The organism is Silvimonas sp. JCM 19000, assembly GCF_054652575.1.
This window is the reverse complement of the sequence record NZ_BAAIHC010000035.1, coordinates 25704-40574: the sequence shown is the minus strand read 5'-3', so window position 1 is coordinate 40574 and position 14871 is coordinate 25704. Positions and strand designations below refer to the sequence as shown.

Genomic DNA, 14871 nt, shown 5'->3' with positions numbered 1-14871 from the left:
GATGGCGTGGCATAGCTGCGACCGCTGCCTCGTTGCTGCGCAACATCGGGTGGGCGTGGAAGCTGAGCCGTGACAATGAACGGCGGTCCAATAGGGTGGGTCGAGACCCACCATCCAAGTGGCAAGCAAGCGCACCCGCGCAAAATCTGGAGTGACGCCCCGGCGGGCCGTTGCGTACCCTGCTGCGTCTGGCCACGGCGCATCAATATGCGCTGGCGCTTTAGCCCCTCGCCCCCAGCGTGGACAACATCCATTAGAATGCCTGTTGTTTCCTGTAAGTCGAGATTCTCATGGTTGCTGTAACCCGTCCGCTCGCTCAATCCATCGCTGAAGCCGCCGACCCCGCGCGCTGGATGGAGCATCTGGTTCAGCGCTACCCGGCCACGCAAACCGAACGCTTGCGCGATGCGCTGCAGTGGGCGCAGCAACATTATGGTGATCGGCCGCAGCCGCAGACCAATGAGCCCTTGCTGCCGCATGCGGTGGCTGCGGCGTCCATCGTGGCCGATCTGAATCTCGACGTGGATGCCGTGATTGCCACGCTCCTGTTTGCCGCTGCCGACTTTGTCGACAACGCCAACGATGCCCTCACCGCACGCTTCGGGCCCGAAGTGGCGCGGTTGGTGGATGGCGTGTGGCGGGTGCGCAAGATTCATACGCTGACCCAAGGCGCGCCGCGCGCGGCCGATAATGGCGCGCAGATTGAAGCGCTGCGCAAGATGCTGCTGGCCATGGTCGAAGATATGCGCGTGGTTCTGATCAATCTGGCCTGGCGCACGCAAACCATGCACAGCCTGGCGCGGGTGCCGGACGAGCAGCGCCGCAAGCTGGCGCGCGAGACGCTGGATATCTATGCGCCGCTGGCCAACCGGCTGGGCGTGTGGCAGATCAAGTGGGAACTCGAAGACCTCGGCTTTCGCTACATGGAACCCGAAACCTACAAGAAGATTGCCCGGCTGCTAGATGAGCGCCGCGTTGATCGCGAAAGCTTTATCAATGATGTGCTCGCCACCTTACGCCGTGAGATCACCGCCGCGGGCGTGGTCCATGTCGACCTGATGGGGCGGCCCAAACACATCTACAGCATCTGGAAAAAGATGCAGAAAAAAAAGCTCGATTTCTCCGAGCTGTACGACATCCGCGCGGTGCGCGTGCTGGTGGATGACGTCAAGGATTGCTACACGGTGCTGGGCATCATCCACAACCTGTATCAGCCCATTCCCGGCGAATTCGACGACTACATCGCCCATCCTAAAGGCAACTTCTATCGCAGCCTGCATACGGCAGTCATCGGGCCGAATGACAAGGCAGTCGAGGTGCAGATCCGCACTTTTGATATGCACGAACACGCCGAATACGGTGTGGCTGCGCACTGGCGTTATAAGGAAGGCGGCAAAGGCGATAGCAAGTACGAGGAGAAAATTGCGTGGCTGCGCCAGTTGCTGGACTGGCGCGAAGACATGGCGCATGAGGCGCATCTGGCTGATGCCTTCAAGGCCGAGTTGTTCGACGACACCATCTATGCGCTGACGCCTGCGGGCCGGGTGATTGCGCTGCCCAAAGACAGCACGCCGGTCGACTTTGCCTACCATCTGCATTCGGATCTGGGCCACCGTTGCCGTGGCGCCAAGGTGGATGGGCAGATTGTGCCGCTGTCGACACCGCTCAAAAACGGCCAGCGTGTCGAGATTATCGCCGCCAAAGAAGGCGGCCCCAGCCTGGACTGGTTGCATGACGGCCTGGTCAAAAGCCATCGCGCGCAGCAAAAAATCCGCCAGTGGATCCGCCAGCAAAACCACGACGTGGTGGTCAGCAGCGGCAAGTCGTTATATGAAAAAGAAGCCGCCCGCAACGGCGCCACCCGGGTTAATCAAGAAGAAGTGGCGCATCGCTGCGGTTACAAGACCGTGGACGAGCTGTATGCCGCGCTAGGCCAGGATGAACTGTCTTTGCGCCAGTTGGCGGATGCCTTTTTTGTGGAACCGCCAGCGCCCGAAGAAACCGTGCTGCCGGAAGATGTGGTGCGGCGTGCCAAGGCCGATCAGCATGGCGAAGGCATACTGATCGAGGGCGTCGACAAGCTGATGACCTTGCTGGCGCGCTGCTGCAAACCGGTGCCGCCCGATCCGGTGATTGGTTTTGTCACCAAAGGACGCGGTATTTCTATCCATCGCCGTGATTGCAGCACGCTCAAACGCCTGGCCGAAGCCTCGCCCGAGCGCTTGATTACTGCCGATTGGGGCAAGGTCACCGGCAATACCTTTGCCACCGACATCATGATCGAAGCGCACGACCGCCCCAGCCTGCTACGCGATCTGTCCGACATCATGGCGCGCGAAAAAATCAACGTCACCGGCGTCAATACGCTGTCGCGCGATACCCTGGCGCGCATGCGTTTTACCGTGGAAATCCGCGGCGTGGACGATCTGCCGCGCATCTTTGCCCGGCTGAATGACGTGCAGGGCGTGCTGCGGATTACGCGCGTCTAGTCGACCCGCTCTTTTACTCGGCACACGTATTTTCCCAATTGCTGCAGCCCGCCCTGCCGCAGATCGAAGGGCACGCTGGCGACGCATACACCCCCTGGCGTCTGCACGCTGATCTGGTTGTGTGGCGCCAGCTCATTAAAAAAAACCTCGCCGTCGTAACCCACCGGCACGCTGGCGCCGCCCGGCTGCAGCGTGGCCAGGCTGCCCAGCGGCAATGGTGCGCCTTGCGCGTCGACCAGGCTGAACGAGGCGGCGCGGTAATGCTGCGCGCTAAAATGGGCCAGCACGCCCGCGCGGCGCTCGGGCGCGATCTCCAGCCGCGTATTGTCGAGTTGCACATCGTAGGCGACGCCAAGCGGATCAATCGCAATGCGGTTGCGCTGATAGCTGCCCAGATCGGGTACCAGCATATGCCCCGCCGCATCGGTCACCCCGACGCGCCGGTTTTCCAGCAACACCGGCACCCCGGCCACGCCATCGGTGGAGACCAGGGCAAAACCGTCGTCGATGCGGCGGCTGGCAAACACGTCGCCATCCATCCACACCAGCGCGCCCGCTGCGCCCAGATAAGCCGTGCTGGTATCGCTGTCTCGCTGCACTGCGGCGTAGGCATCGGTATAGCGGTTGCGATAATCCAGCCGCGCCAACGCGTGGCCCGGGGTGGTGGCACTCAAACGCCAACCGGTGCCGCCGGCATCATCGAGCGAGCGACTGAGATCAAAGCCGTATTGCCCAGTCCCGCCATCGCCATTGGCCGATAGCGCCGCGTTCAGATTGTTGCCGAAGTGGTAATCAAGGTTAAAAAATACGCCACGGCTGGCCGGATTCAGGGCATCGCGATAAGCGCTGGCGTAGACCGACCAATCGCGTCCGCCCTGCCACGACCAGGACAAGGAATAGACGCGCGCACTGCCCAATGCGCCCGAGCGCTGCCCGACCAGGCTGACATCAAGGCTCTGCGCGGCGCCCAGCGGCAAACCCACGCTCACCTGATCGCTTTGCGCCAGCACAGGCGCGCCTTCGTGCGCCGCCAGATCGGCATAGGCCGCATTGGCACGCGTCATCTGCGCATTAATCGAGACCGCAGGAGTAATCCACTGATAGCCCAACTGCCATTGCCGCCCAGCCCCATTGCTGAAGGCCGCGGCGCCATGCAACACGCCTGCCTGGCCCAGTTGCAGCAATGCCCCGCCCCCGGCATTGGCCAGACCCGCACCGCCCTCGCCATGGGCTTCCAGCGTAATGGCATCCGACCAGCCGTAGCGGAGCGAGCCGATGGCCACCGGCTGGCCCAGATAATCAAAACTGTTCAGGCCGTAATTGCGCCGGACAAAGCCACCATGCAGGCCAAAGTCAAAGACCCCCGGCGTCAGCAAGCGGGTGTCCACGTACAAGGGCACCTGGGTGACCACGCTACGCCCCAGCGGATCGGTGACCACCACCGTGGCCTTGCCCGCGCCGGTAATCGCAGGCGGCGTATTGAACACAAACGGGCCAGCGACATTGTTGGCGTTAAACGTGCGCACGCCATTCACATACAGATCAACCGCCGAGGGCACCACGCTGCTGCCGCCCAGCGCGGGCAAGGGCCAGGTAATCAGTTCGGGTTGCAGACTGAAATCGCGCATCCAGCCGACGCCGCCCAGATGCACCGCGCGCGACCAACTGGTGGCGCTGCTGATCTGGTCGCCCACGGTCCAGGTGGTGAGCGCGGCAGGGTCGGCGCGGGACCACCAGGTGTCGTAACGGATATAGCCGCCGCGCACGCCACTGGCGCCGCGTCCGCTGCGGTTACCCACGCCCGTACTGGATACATAGCCGTCGTGGTCAAAGGCGCGCAGTTCACTCCACAGCGCCCACTGATTGACGCCGCCCACCAGCGGCACTGATACATTGCTGTCGTAGTTAAACACCACGCCACGATCCGCGTTGGCGGGTGGCGCTGGCCGCTGCGGCGTGCCCAGCTCGATCAATTGCATACGCGCAGGCTGGGCGGTCAGGTGCAGGCGCTGTTCGGCAGCGTCAAAACGCCAGCTCAGGCCGGGCACCGCATTCAGGGCGATGCGCCCATCGGGCCCGGTCTGGTCAAACGGCAAACCAGCCGTGCGCAAACCCAGTTGTTCCAGATCCGCGCGGCGCAACCATGGCACGCCCTGTTCGATTCGCACGCTGGGCAGCACGCTGCTATCCAGCCCGTTAAGCGTAATGGCCGGATAGGTCTCGTAGCTCGCCATGCCGACGGGTGCTGGTTCTGCCGCATACGCAACGCCCGCCTGCACCAGCGCCCCCAGCACGCACACGCAGCATGCGCCTCGCATAAACGGCCGCGCTACAAGGCGGCCGTGAGCGTCTGGCCGTTAACATCGAGTTGCACCTGTTTGAAATTACCCTCATCCCACGCCGCAGGCAGACGGCGCTGCCAACTGCGGGCGCCATGTGCAAACACATAGCCGAGCAAGCCCTTATCCAGCACATGCAAGCTACCGTCGCGCGCCACCAGCGTCACGGCGCCGATGCGGGCATAGCGGCCGCCGGTGTTGCTGAAATCCAGCGTGAGTTGGCGCGATTGCAACCGGGCCTGTACCTCCACCGCGGCCGGTGCCGTCCCCGGGGGGGTGACAAACGCGGGGAGCGAATAGCGGAACATCACGTTAACACCCATTTTTGTGGCGCTGGTCTGAGTGACTTCGTCCACCCACAGCCGATAATTTTCTTCTGCCGCCAGCGGGGCGGAAGCCACCCGCACCACCCGGACCACCTGGTGCGCGCCCGGCGCCAGCTTGAGCATGGGCGGGCTGGCCAGCATGGCGTGGCTGGCGCTTAATTGATCGTCATTGGCACGCACCGCCCAGTCAAAAATGCGCACCTGCGCATAAATGGGCTGGTCACCGCTATTGGATAAAACGATTTGCGCTGGCCCGCCGCTGGATTCGATATAAACCGGCGCAACCTGCAAAGATGCTGCCAATGCCATCTTGGGTAGCCAGAACGTTGCTTTTGCCCATTTCGCCGCGCCCATTTTCGTTTCCTGATGCAGAAAGGTGTTTTCAATTTATTAGATGCCACCTTCAAGTCAAGTCTGATTTTTTTAAATAATGTTCTATCGGCGGCGAAATAGAATAAAGCCGATGGCGCAGATCGGCTTTATTTAAACATTGCAAATGAGCAATTCCATGTTGGCAATTATTCAGAAGGTAACTGTTGCCGTCACCGTCGACGTGTAATTGCCCGAAGGCGGGGTATTCTGCACCGGCACCTTGCCATACAAAGTAAGCGTCTGTTCTGCGCCACTGCCGGTGCCGCCCACCGTGTCGGTGCCTTCGGTATTACCCCAGATGCTGGTGCGCGCCGCGTCGCTGTAGATATTGTATTTGACGGTATCTTTGGCCGCGCTGGCCATCAGGCGCGATGCCACGGTGGAGCCGGTGGTATTGCCTGCATTCAGCGCGATGGTATACGGCGCTTTGTTAGTGCACATCACGTTCAAAGTGCTGGTCACTGAAGTGTCTTTATCCAGCAAACCGGTGGTACCAAAATCCATGGCATTGGCCGTGGTGAATTTGCATTGCGCCTGCACCACCAGACGGGCATCAAAAGTAGTGGTGGCGCTGCCCGCATAAGCCTGGCCGGTTAAAGCGAGCAATGCGGTCAATGCGGTCAGGGCAAAACGAATTGTGCGTGGCATGATGAGGATCTCCTGTTAAATGGATGAGCCATTAAAATCCTCATGACACCGGCATTCAATTGCACAATTACCACAAATCCGACTATTTCTGGCGTATTGATTGCGATGTTTATTTTTTACAAATCGCCGCTTGAAAAATTAACAGCGCATAAACCGGCCAGCGCATTCAATCCAGGAAAGATCTGATCGAATTGCATATCGATAAAATGGCCTGGTGGTTTTTAATCACTGATCGATAAGCCCGCAGTAGCCCGCGCGCCCTCCCCTCAATACATCACCGTCACGACCAGGGTATCCAGATAAGTACCGGCCTGCGGATTGCCCTGGGCGGGCACTTCGCCAAACGCGTCGTAGCTAACCGCCTGCCCGGTGCCGCTGCCGGACTGCGCCACGGTGTTACCGGTGCCGTTGCCCCAAACCTCGTTATGCCCCGCCGAGGTATAGATCTGATATTTGATGCTGCTGCCGCTGGCACGGTCGGTCAGCAGGCGTTGATCCAACGTGGCGCCCGGACTGCTGCCCGCATCAATCGCCAGCGCAAAGCGGACACCGCTGCTGCAAGTCACCCTGATCTTGTTACTGGCGGCCAACGGCGCTGTTTCGCTCAGCATGCCGACCTGGCCAAAATCGAGGTCATCGGCGCTAAGCACGCAATCCTTGGTGATATTGGCCGAGACGAAAACCGGTGGGCGAGTCACGGCCTGAGAACTGTTGCAGTCTTTGACGGTATCGGATTGCATGATCGAACGCAGCGCGGTAGAGCCACCGCTAAATTCATCGGTGTAGAGACCGGGCACTGCGGTACTGGGCACCTCTACCGCAGCGTAGATGGGCGTGCTGCTGAAGCCAGCGCCCGTGCTGTCCAATGGGGTGCTGATAATCGGCGGCGGATATTGCGACAGGTTGGTGGTGTTGCCCCAGATTTTGGTCAGCGCCGCATCACTATAAAAGTCGAATAGCAAAGCATTGCTTCCATTAAGCATGCGAAACGCGGTGCCGCTCATGCCACCGCTCCCGTCGCGGAAAGCCAGACAGGACAGCGCGACGCCATAGGGCGTGCCGCCGGTGCAACTGATCGCAAGCGTACTGGCAGTCGAAGCTTTGCTATCGCGCACCGGGCTGATATCGCCCATCGCCATATCAGGCACCGTGCCGTTGCAGACCAGCGCGCCGTGCGCGGGCGGTGGCGCCAAACCTGCCAGCAAACCCAGGCACAGACACAGCCGACATAGCCAGCGCCGAGGCTGCGGCTGGCGGCCGGGCCAAGCGCGCTGGCTCACCGGGGTGGCGCCGGGTGCGGCCGCCGCGCGCCGGGCCGCGTTTGGGTTGCCTTTGCCTTGGCCATGATCGTCTCCTGCAGCGCATTGCCGTTCATTTAATCTATTTAATGATTTGTTCAAGTCAAGCGACCCTGTATCCAATCCGGCCTGGCTGGAACTTGCATCGCAAAACGGCATTGCATATGCGCGATCATTAATCCGCATTGCCAATATTGTTCCGGAAATTTTAAAGCGTGATCAGCACAAGGCTGGCGCCGCCGCCCGCTGCCCATTCCGTACGCCCGTTCAATTTATTACATTAATAGTCAGCATTTTATCCCCCATTGCGCGACCTTCAACGCGTACAGGCCCGGAAATTGCTTGATAACAACCGTGTTACCGCGCCAGCAATCAATCAGGAGGACTCCTGGTTGGCTGCTCACCAAGCGCGGCGCACAGTGTTTTCTTACAAAGCAATAACGCAGGGATACGGGCTATGCACTCTCTTCGCACCAAACTGATTGTTTTTGTGGCGGTTATTACCGCTTTGGCGACGGCCATCCTGACCGGAGCGGCTTATACGCGGATGCGCAGTGAAACCATCGCGGGCATCAACCGCGAAGTGAGCGCCACCGCAGTCGGCTACAACGTGGTGCTTCGCAGTTGGCTGCAAGACAAGCAGCGTGTATTGGCGGGGGTGCAGGAGACCCTGGCGACCGCCACCGGCGATATGACGCCGATCCTGACCCAATCCGAAAAAAGCTCCACCTACGATTCGATCTATATCGGCACGCCCGATAAAAAAATGATCCAGGGTCATAACCTGGATTTGCCGCCGGGCTATGACCCGACGGTACGGCCCTGGTATAAGGATGCTTTGGCGGCTGACAAACTGATCCGCACCGCGCCCTATATCGATGCATCGACCAAACAATTGATCATTTCTTTTGCCGCCCCGGTCAAAAGCGGCGGCACGCTTAAAGGCATAGTCGCGGGCGACGTGTATTTAAGCGCCGTGGTCAAAGACGTGTTGAATATCAAACTGGGCGGCGAAGGGTATGCCTTTTTGCTGGATATGAATGGCCAGATTCTGGCGCATCGCGATACCGCATTGATCCAGAAAACCCTGGCCGACGTCAGCCCCGATCTGGCGCAAATCAAAGCGACCGCGCTGGCCGATGGCCAGATCCACGAAATCAATATCGGTGGCAAAAGCAAATATCTTTATCTGCAGCCGGTGGAAGGCTCTGATCTGGCCTTGGCCCTGGTCATTGATAAAGGCCAGGCCCTGGCCCCGCTCGACCAGATGCTGCTGCTGAGTATTGGTGCAATGATCGTGGTGCTGGTGCTGGTGTTGCCCATTGCAGGTGCGCTGATCGGCAATTTGTTGGCGGGCTTGCGCAAAGTGCGCGACGGCATGCAGGAGATCGCGCAAGGTGGCGGCGATTTGACCCGCAAGATTGAAGTGCATGGCAAAGACGAAATCGCGCAAACCGCCCAGGCTTTTAATCGCTTTACCGATCAATTGCGCCAGATGTTTGGCGATATCCAGAAAGAAAGCGATCGGCTGACCGCGGGCGTGACGGATATTAATGGTGTGCTGCGCGAATTGGCCGCAGATTCCAAACAATTGTCGGATCTGGCCGCCGCCAACGCCGCCACGATTGAAGAAATCACCGTCAGCATCAGCCATATCGCCGATAGCGCGCGCGACGCCGACGAACTGGTCACGCATACCGGCGCCTTGTCCGGCGAATCGGCGGCGACCGTGCGGGAAGTGGCCAACGAAGTGGGCAAATCCGCCAGCGAAGTCGAATCATTGGCGGGCTTGCTGGACGGTTTGAATCGGCGCTCGCAAGAAATCAGCGGGATTATCCAGGTGATCAAGGAAATTGCCGATCAAACCAATCTGCTGGCCCTCAATGCCGCCATCGAAGCCGCGCGCGCGGGCGAACAAGGCCGTGGTTTTGCTGTGGTGGCCGACGAGGTGCGCAAACTGGCTGAGCGCACCGGCCAGGCCACCTTGCAGATCACCGGCATGATCGATGGCATACGCACCGAGACCGATGCCGCGGTGACCACCATGCAGAAAACGCACGATGTGGTACGCCGTGGCGTGAGCCTGAGCGACCACGCGGCCGGCAATATCAGCACCATCCGCGAGAATATGGACGCAGTGATGTTGCGGATGGGCGAGATTGCGCTCTCGACCAAAGAGCAGCAACAAGCCACCACCGCCATGGCGCGCAGCGCTGAGAACATCACCAGCCAGATGTTGACCACCGACGCGGCGCTGCATCGCGCCACCGACAGCGTGCATCGCTTGTCCGAGCTGGCGGGTTTTCTGAAGCAGCTGTTTGGCAAATTCCGCCTGTAGCGCCTGCGGCGCACGTAAAAAAAGGCGACCATGGCGGTCGCCTTTTTTATTGCCCCGTACCGACTTAGCGGCTGCGGCGTTCGCCCACTTTAACGATCTTCAGGCTGTTGGTGCTGCCACCCAGGCCGAGGATATCGCCATAGGTAAACACCACCAGATCACCATGCTGCACCACGCCACGCTGGATCAGTTCCAGCTCGGCACGGGCCAGCAGATCCTGCTGCTTGGCGTTTTCGTAATCCATGATGAAGGGATATACGTCACGGAACAGTGCCAGGCGGGCATAGGTTTCGGCTTCCGGCGTCAGCGCGTAAACCGGCACGCCGCTGATAAAGCGCGACAGCCACAGCGCCGACGAACCCGACTGGGTAAGCGCCGCAATGGCCTTGACCTTCAGGTGGCTGGCCGCAAACAGGGCCGCCATCGCCACCGACTGATCGATGCGGGTGAAATCGCCTTGCTTCAGCACTTCGTCGCTGATGCGGTTTTCTTGCGATTTTTCGGCTTCGACACAGATCCGTGCCATCGCTTCTACGGTTTCCACCGGGAACTTGCCGCTGGCCGATTCAGCCGACAACATCACCGCATCGGTGCCATCCAGTACCGCGTTGGCCACGTCGGACACTTCGGCGCGCGTCGGCACCGGGCTGGTGATCATCGATTCCATCATCTGGGTGGCGGTGATGGTCAGCTTGTTCTTGCGGCGCGCGGCCTTGATCATTTTCTTTTGCAGCGCGGGCACGGCAGCATCGCCCACTTCTACTGCCAGATCGCCACGGGCAACCATGATGCCGTCGGAGGCATCAAGGATTTCTTCCAGATTGCCGATGGCTTCGGTCCGCTCGATCTTGGCGATCAGCAGTGCCTTGCTACCGGCAGCGCGCAACAGCGTGCGGGCCATATACATATCGGCACCGCTCTTGGGGAAAGACACCGCCACGTAGTCGGCCTTGATAATGGCGGCGACCTTGATGTCTTCCATGTCTTTGGCAGTCAGCGCCGGCGCGGTCAGACCACCGCCTTGACGGTTGATGCCCTTGTTATTGGACAGAATGCCGCCGACCTTGACCTTGGTGTAGATCTCGTTGCCCAGCACTTCGGTCACTTCGAGCACGATGCGACCATCATCCAGCAGCAGAATCACCCCGGCCGAAACGTCGTTGGGCAGCTCTTTGTAATCGAGGCCAACGCGCTCTTTGTTACCCATGGTGCAATCAGAATCAAGAATGAACTGCTCGCCATTGACCAGCTCGATCTTGCCTTCTTCAAACTTGCCCACGCGAATCTTGGGGCCTTGCAGATCGACCATCACCGCCAGCGGCGAATTAAGCTTGCCGGCGACTTCACGTACCAGGCTGGCACGGTCTTGATGGTCTTGCGCGGTGCCGTGCGAGAAATTCAGTCGCACCATGTTCACACCGGCGGAAACCAGACGCTCCAGCGTACCGACGTCGCTGGAAGCAGGGCCGAGGGTGGCTACGATTTTAGTGCTGCGTTGCATGCAAATTACTCCTGTCTTTATTCGAATTCGCGGACTTGTCGTGCTAGCTGCAGTGCTCTCTTTATGCGGAATACCTTGCGGGACAGGAAGGCACGCCTGCCAGGCGAGGCCAGTCAACAGCAACCAGGTACGGGCAGCCACAGCATGACCGTATCGTCTTGATACACGCGCGACGACCGCGCCGTGGTACCCCCAGCAGGAATCGAACCTGCAACTGGCCCTTAGGAGGGGCCTGTTATATCCATTTAACTATAGGGGCCTACCCAATCGATCGTGCTGCCTGACACGTTGACTGCACAAGCAAAGTCCGGATTTTTAGCATTCCATCCAGTACTTTTTTCTTGTTTTTCTAGCGTCGAAAGCCGGGATTTTGCCAGTGCAGTGCGACGCCATTGCTACGGCAGCGCACCGCACGGCCCGACCGGGGCTTCGCGCAATGGACGGCATTATACAGATGGGCGACAAATGGCGTGCAACAGTCCGTTTAAAACAGGGCGGAAAACGCTGCTAAAGCGCGCGGCGGCGCGTTTGTGCCCGAGCTTAGGCGGCGCAAAGGCTCAGCGTGCATGCCGTTAAAACAACACGCCCGCGGTTTGCGGGATTTTTTCGCCATTCATTTACCCAGCTACGCTTTGCCTTTCTCCGGCGTGCCACCCCACCCGCCGGGCCAAAACGCGGCAGCGCCCAGGCTCAGGCCTCCAGATTCCGGGCTCCGCTACGGCTGCTATTTGCCCATTGTTGTACAGACGAAATCAACGCCGCGCGCGCCTTCGCCCTCATCCACGACAACAAAATCCAGCCGTCAGCAATTTACGAGAAATTATGCAGAAAGCTTAGGTATCGTCCAGGATGGTGGGGGCCGCAAGCCGGGTAGTCTCAACACGGCGGGCCCTACCTTCAACCCTCGGAGACTTGCCATGTTTTCCACCTTCAAGCCCGCGCTGTTTAGCGCGGCTTTGCTATTCGCTGCGGCGAATAGCGCCCATGCACTGACTTTTGAAGATGCGGGGATATTTCCCTCTGGCCAATTTGCTGAAATCGCCCAGCCGCTGAACAACGGCGATCTGGCGGACTGGACGTCGTTTACCACCACCGGCTTTGGCAACCCCTTGTGGTATATCACCAGCGACGCCTATACCAGCACCTATGGCCAGTCGCTGCTGTTTCCGTCGGGCTCTACCGCGTTGATCAATCTCGATTATTCGCAGCAGGTTGCGTTTACCCTCAAGAATTCGGGTCAGAACGCCCAGTTTGTATTCAATGGCCTGGAGGCCGCGGCCTTCACCCAGAATCTGGGCCCTTTATTCAGCAGCGGCGCGCTGACGGTTGAGGGCTTTTTGAATGGCCAGTTAGTGGGCACGCAAACCTATATGCTCGGCCCGACCGCGTTCCAGTGGTATGACTCCGGCTTTGCCAATACCCCGGTCGACCAACTGACGTTTATTGCTACCGGCGTAGGCCGGCGCTGGCTGATCGACAATCTGGACGTGATTCCGGTGGCTAATCTTGCCACCACCCTCCCCGCCGCAGCGGTGCCCGAACCCGAAACCTGGGCCATGCTGGGCCTGGGGCTGGTGGCACTGACCGCGCGTAGCGCCAAGCTGCGCCGCCGTGCGCGTCGGCAGGAGGTTTGAGCATGCGACTTCGCCATTGGATGAGCGCCGTTGCCTTGCTGAGCGCCAGCACCGGAGCCTGGGCCGATCTGATCACTTTTAGCGATCTGCACAAGCCTGCGCATACGCCAGCGGTTTATGCCGGCTTTGAGATCAGCCCCGCGGCAAATACCGACTCGACGGCCGGTATCCTCGACGCGGCGGGCACGCAAATGCTGGAACCGGGCAACGGCAGTTTTTTGCTACGCGCTTCGGTGCCCTACTACCTTGAATCCCTGCACCTGAGCCAACTCACTTCGTTTTTTGGCAGCAGCAATCTGGTTACCCTGCTGGGTTACAACAACGGGGTGCAAGTGGCGTCGGCCAGCATTCTGATCGGGCCATGGTCGGGCGTGGCTACCGAGGGTTTCAAGTGGTACGACCTGGCGGCTTATAGCGGATGGAATACCGCCGTTGACACCCTGGTCTTCTCTGGCAATGGCAGCACCAGCGGCCCGCAATTTGGGCTGGACGCGCTGAATATCAGGCCAGTACCGGAGCCCGAAACCTGGGCGTTGATGGGGATGGGACTGGTGGGGCTGACTGCCGCTGCGCGGCGCCGCCAGCAGCAACGCGGCTGAGCGCAGGCGTCACCCTAAGGCCAGAACCAAAGCCCGTGCCAGCGATGGCCGGGCTTTGTTTTGTTATGCGGCGCGCGGCGCAAACAGGATGATCGCCATCCCGCACAAGGCGACGCCGGCCCCCAGCAGATCCCAGCCGGTGGGCCGGACGCCATCGACCAGCCATAACCACAGCAAAGCCACCGCGATATACACCCCGCCATAGGCGGCATAGACGCGACCCGCCGCGTTGGGGTGCAGCGTGAGCAACCACGCAAACAGGGCCAGGCTGAAGGCGGCGGGCAATAACAGCCAGGGCGTGGCGTCTTTCTTTAGCCAGAGCCAGGGCAGGTAGCAGCCGATGATTTCGGCTAAAGCAGTCAGTACAAATAGCGCGATGGTTTTTGGAATCAGCACGGCATAAACACCCGCATATCATGATCACCGCATGATGCGCATCCCTGCGCGGGCTGTCACGCCGGGGCGGCTGACGCTCACCGGGTCAGTGTGGCTGCCCCTTATGCACCGCTGCATGGCGCATCACACCGGGTTTACTTCGGATCTTGAAATTCAAAAGTTAAATGGAACGTGACTTCTCGCGCGGTGCCGTCGACCACCACCGGCTGCAAACGCCATGTCGAGAGTGCGGCATACACGGACTCCCACAACTCCGGCCGCGCACTGCCTTCGCGCAAGATCAGCGCCGGTACACCGTTTTTGTCGAAGGTAAGCAGCACCTTCACCTCTCCCTCGACGTTTTTGAAGGACGCGTCCGTCGCCGACGCAGGCAAGCGCCCTGCAATCAAGCGGGATGGCGGCATGCCTCGCTTTACCAATTGACGCGCGAGTTTGCCGCTCTCAATGGCAAACGCGTCGTTTTGCTCCAGGCCGGTAAACGGTTTCCCGCCGTGAAATCCGATGCCGTAAGTGTCAGGGCTCGCGCAACTTGCCAGCAGCAGCGTCAACGTGATCGCGGCGCACAACCGCAACGGAAAAACCATGATCTGGACCTTGTCAGCAAAGGGTGATGAGCGCTCGGCCAGGGGTTCATGCCCCCTGCGGTGGGCAGCGCAGGCTATGAAGCGCCCGGCTGGCAGCAGAGAGAACCCGTACGCTGGCGGCAGGTGGTACAAACACAGATCGAAAAGTGGTGTATCGAATTGTGTCGGGCATTCTAGGCAAATGCCGTGGTCACGGCGCAACGCGGGCGCTGCGCTGCAGCATGCGCGCAACAATGCGGCGCAATCGATGTGGGCAGACCCGGCACGCTGTGAGTGATGCCGGGCCATGCCCAGGCGCAATTGCCATAGCTACCCGCTACCACCGGGTACCAAACCCGCGCTGCGGC

Annotated in this window: 11 protein-coding genes and 1 tRNA gene; 4 read left to right on the top strand and 8 right to left on the bottom strand. The window is 60.1% G+C overall.

Annotated features, from left to right (window positions below):
• Nucleotides 1–290 precede the first annotated feature (290 nt).
• Nucleotides 291–2489: a RelA/SpoT family protein gene (locus ACYQ1A_RS20300; RefSeq protein WP_499365332.1), complete on the top strand. Its 2199-nt coding sequence runs from the start codon at nucleotides 291–293 to the stop codon at nucleotides 2487–2489.
• On the opposite strand, the gene ACYQ1A_RS20295 is transcribed toward ACYQ1A_RS20300, so the two are convergent.
• The 4 genes from ACYQ1A_RS20295 to ACYQ1A_RS20280 all read right to left on the bottom strand — a co-directional run bounded on the left by ACYQ1A_RS20295 (nucleotide 2486) and on the right by ACYQ1A_RS20280 (nucleotide 7454).
• Nucleotides 2486–4723, bottom strand: coding sequence for a fimbria/pilus outer membrane usher protein (locus ACYQ1A_RS20295; RefSeq protein ID WP_499365329.1), 2238 nt, complete (start codon nucleotides 4721–4723; stop codon nucleotides 2486–2488). The genes ACYQ1A_RS20300 and ACYQ1A_RS20295 overlap by 4 nt on opposite strands.
• Nucleotides 4724–4818: 95 nt before the next feature.
• The gene (locus ACYQ1A_RS20290; RefSeq protein WP_499365325.1) at nucleotides 4819–5463 is read right to left on the bottom strand and encodes a fimbrial biogenesis chaperone; all 645 of its coding nucleotides are present in this window, start codon (nucleotides 5461–5463) and stop codon (nucleotides 4819–4821) included.
• Nucleotides 5464–5676: 213 nt separating this feature from the next.
• Nucleotides 5677–6174 carry a Csu type fimbrial protein gene (locus ACYQ1A_RS20285; RefSeq protein ID WP_499365321.1) on the bottom strand — a complete coding sequence of 166 codons (498 nt, stop codon included), beginning with the start codon at nucleotides 6172–6174 and terminating at the stop codon, nucleotides 5677–5679.
• 266 nt (nucleotides 6175–6440) lie between these two features.
• Entirely contained in the window at nucleotides 6441–7454 is a 1014-nt protein-coding gene (locus ACYQ1A_RS20280) for a Csu type fimbrial protein (RefSeq protein WP_499365317.1), read from the bottom strand.
• Nucleotides 7455–7929: 475 nt separating this feature from the next.
• On the opposite strand from ACYQ1A_RS20280, the gene ACYQ1A_RS20275 reads away from it, so the two are divergent.
• A complete protein-coding gene (locus tag ACYQ1A_RS20275; protein WP_499365314.1) occupies nucleotides 7930–9810 on the top strand; it encodes a methyl-accepting chemotaxis protein in 1881 nt (626 codons plus the stop codon).
• A gap of 64 nt (nucleotides 9811–9874) precedes the next feature.
• Here the strand turns inward: ACYQ1A_RS20275 and pyk are convergent, their stop codons facing one another.
• Both pyk and ACYQ1A_RS20265 read right to left on the bottom strand, forming a co-directional pair.
• The gene (gene pyk / locus ACYQ1A_RS20270) at nucleotides 9875–11311 is read right to left on the bottom strand and encodes a pyruvate kinase (protein ID WP_499365310.1); all 1437 of its coding nucleotides are present in this window, start codon (nucleotides 11309–11311) and stop codon (nucleotides 9875–9877) included.
• 184 nt (nucleotides 11312–11495) lie between these two features.
• Nucleotides 11496–11570 (bottom strand) — tRNA-Arg (locus ACYQ1A_RS20265).
• Between the two features lie 658 nt (nucleotides 11571–12228).
• On the opposite strand from ACYQ1A_RS20265, the gene ACYQ1A_RS20260 reads away from it, so the two are divergent.
• Nucleotides 12229–12945, top strand: coding sequence for a PEP-CTERM sorting domain-containing protein (locus ACYQ1A_RS20260; RefSeq protein WP_499365306.1), 717 nt, complete (start codon nucleotides 12229–12231; stop codon nucleotides 12943–12945).
• A gap of 2 nt (nucleotides 12946–12947) precedes the next feature.
• Nucleotides 12948–13544, top strand: coding sequence for a PEP-CTERM sorting domain-containing protein (locus ACYQ1A_RS20255; protein WP_499365303.1), 597 nt, complete (start codon nucleotides 12948–12950; stop codon nucleotides 13542–13544).
• Between the two features lie 63 nt (nucleotides 13545–13607).
• On the opposite strand, the gene ACYQ1A_RS20250 is transcribed toward ACYQ1A_RS20255, so the two are convergent.
• Complete coding sequence (locus tag ACYQ1A_RS20250; RefSeq protein WP_499365300.1) at nucleotides 13608–13940, bottom strand: YnfA family protein; 333 nt, start codon at nucleotides 13938–13940, stop codon at nucleotides 13608–13610.
• A gap of 134 nt (nucleotides 13941–14074) precedes the next feature.
• The gene (locus ACYQ1A_RS20245) at nucleotides 14075–14524 is read right to left on the bottom strand and encodes an energy transducer TonB (RefSeq protein WP_499365296.1); all 450 of its coding nucleotides are present in this window, start codon (nucleotides 14522–14524) and stop codon (nucleotides 14075–14077) included.
• Between the last annotated feature and the right edge of the window lie 347 nt (nucleotides 14525–14871).

Excerpts from the sequence above, each read along its gene's own strand:
- ACYQ1A_RS20300 (WP_499365332.1), top strand. The coding sequence starts at position 291 with ATGGTTGCTGTAACCCGTCCGCTCGCTCAATCCATCGCTGAAGCCGCC.
- ACYQ1A_RS20295 (WP_499365329.1), bottom strand. The coding sequence starts at position 4,723 with ATGGCGAGCTACGAGACCTATCCGGCCATTACGCTTAACGGGCTGGAT.
- ACYQ1A_RS20290 (WP_499365325.1), bottom strand. The coding sequence starts at position 5,463 with ATGGCATTGGCAGCATCTTTGCAGGTTGCGCCGGTTTATATCGAATCC.
- ACYQ1A_RS20285 (WP_499365321.1), bottom strand. The coding sequence starts at position 6,174 with ATGCCACGCACAATTCGTTTTGCCCTGACCGCATTGACCGCATTGCTC.
- ACYQ1A_RS20275 (WP_499365314.1), top strand. The coding sequence starts at position 7,930 with ATGCACTCTCTTCGCACCAAACTGATTGTTTTTGTGGCGGTTATTACC.
- pyk (WP_499365310.1), bottom strand. The coding sequence starts at position 11,311 with ATGCAACGCAGCACTAAAATCGTAGCCACCCTCGGCCCTGCTTCCAGC.
- ACYQ1A_RS20260 (WP_499365306.1), top strand. The coding sequence starts at position 12,229 with ATGTTTTCCACCTTCAAGCCCGCGCTGTTTAGCGCGGCTTTGCTATTC.
- ACYQ1A_RS20255 (WP_499365303.1), top strand. The coding sequence starts at position 12,948 with ATGCGACTTCGCCATTGGATGAGCGCCGTTGCCTTGCTGAGCGCCAGC.
- ACYQ1A_RS20245 (WP_499365296.1), bottom strand. The coding sequence starts at position 14,524 with ATGGTTTTTCCGTTGCGGTTGTGCGCCGCGATCACGTTGACGCTGCTG.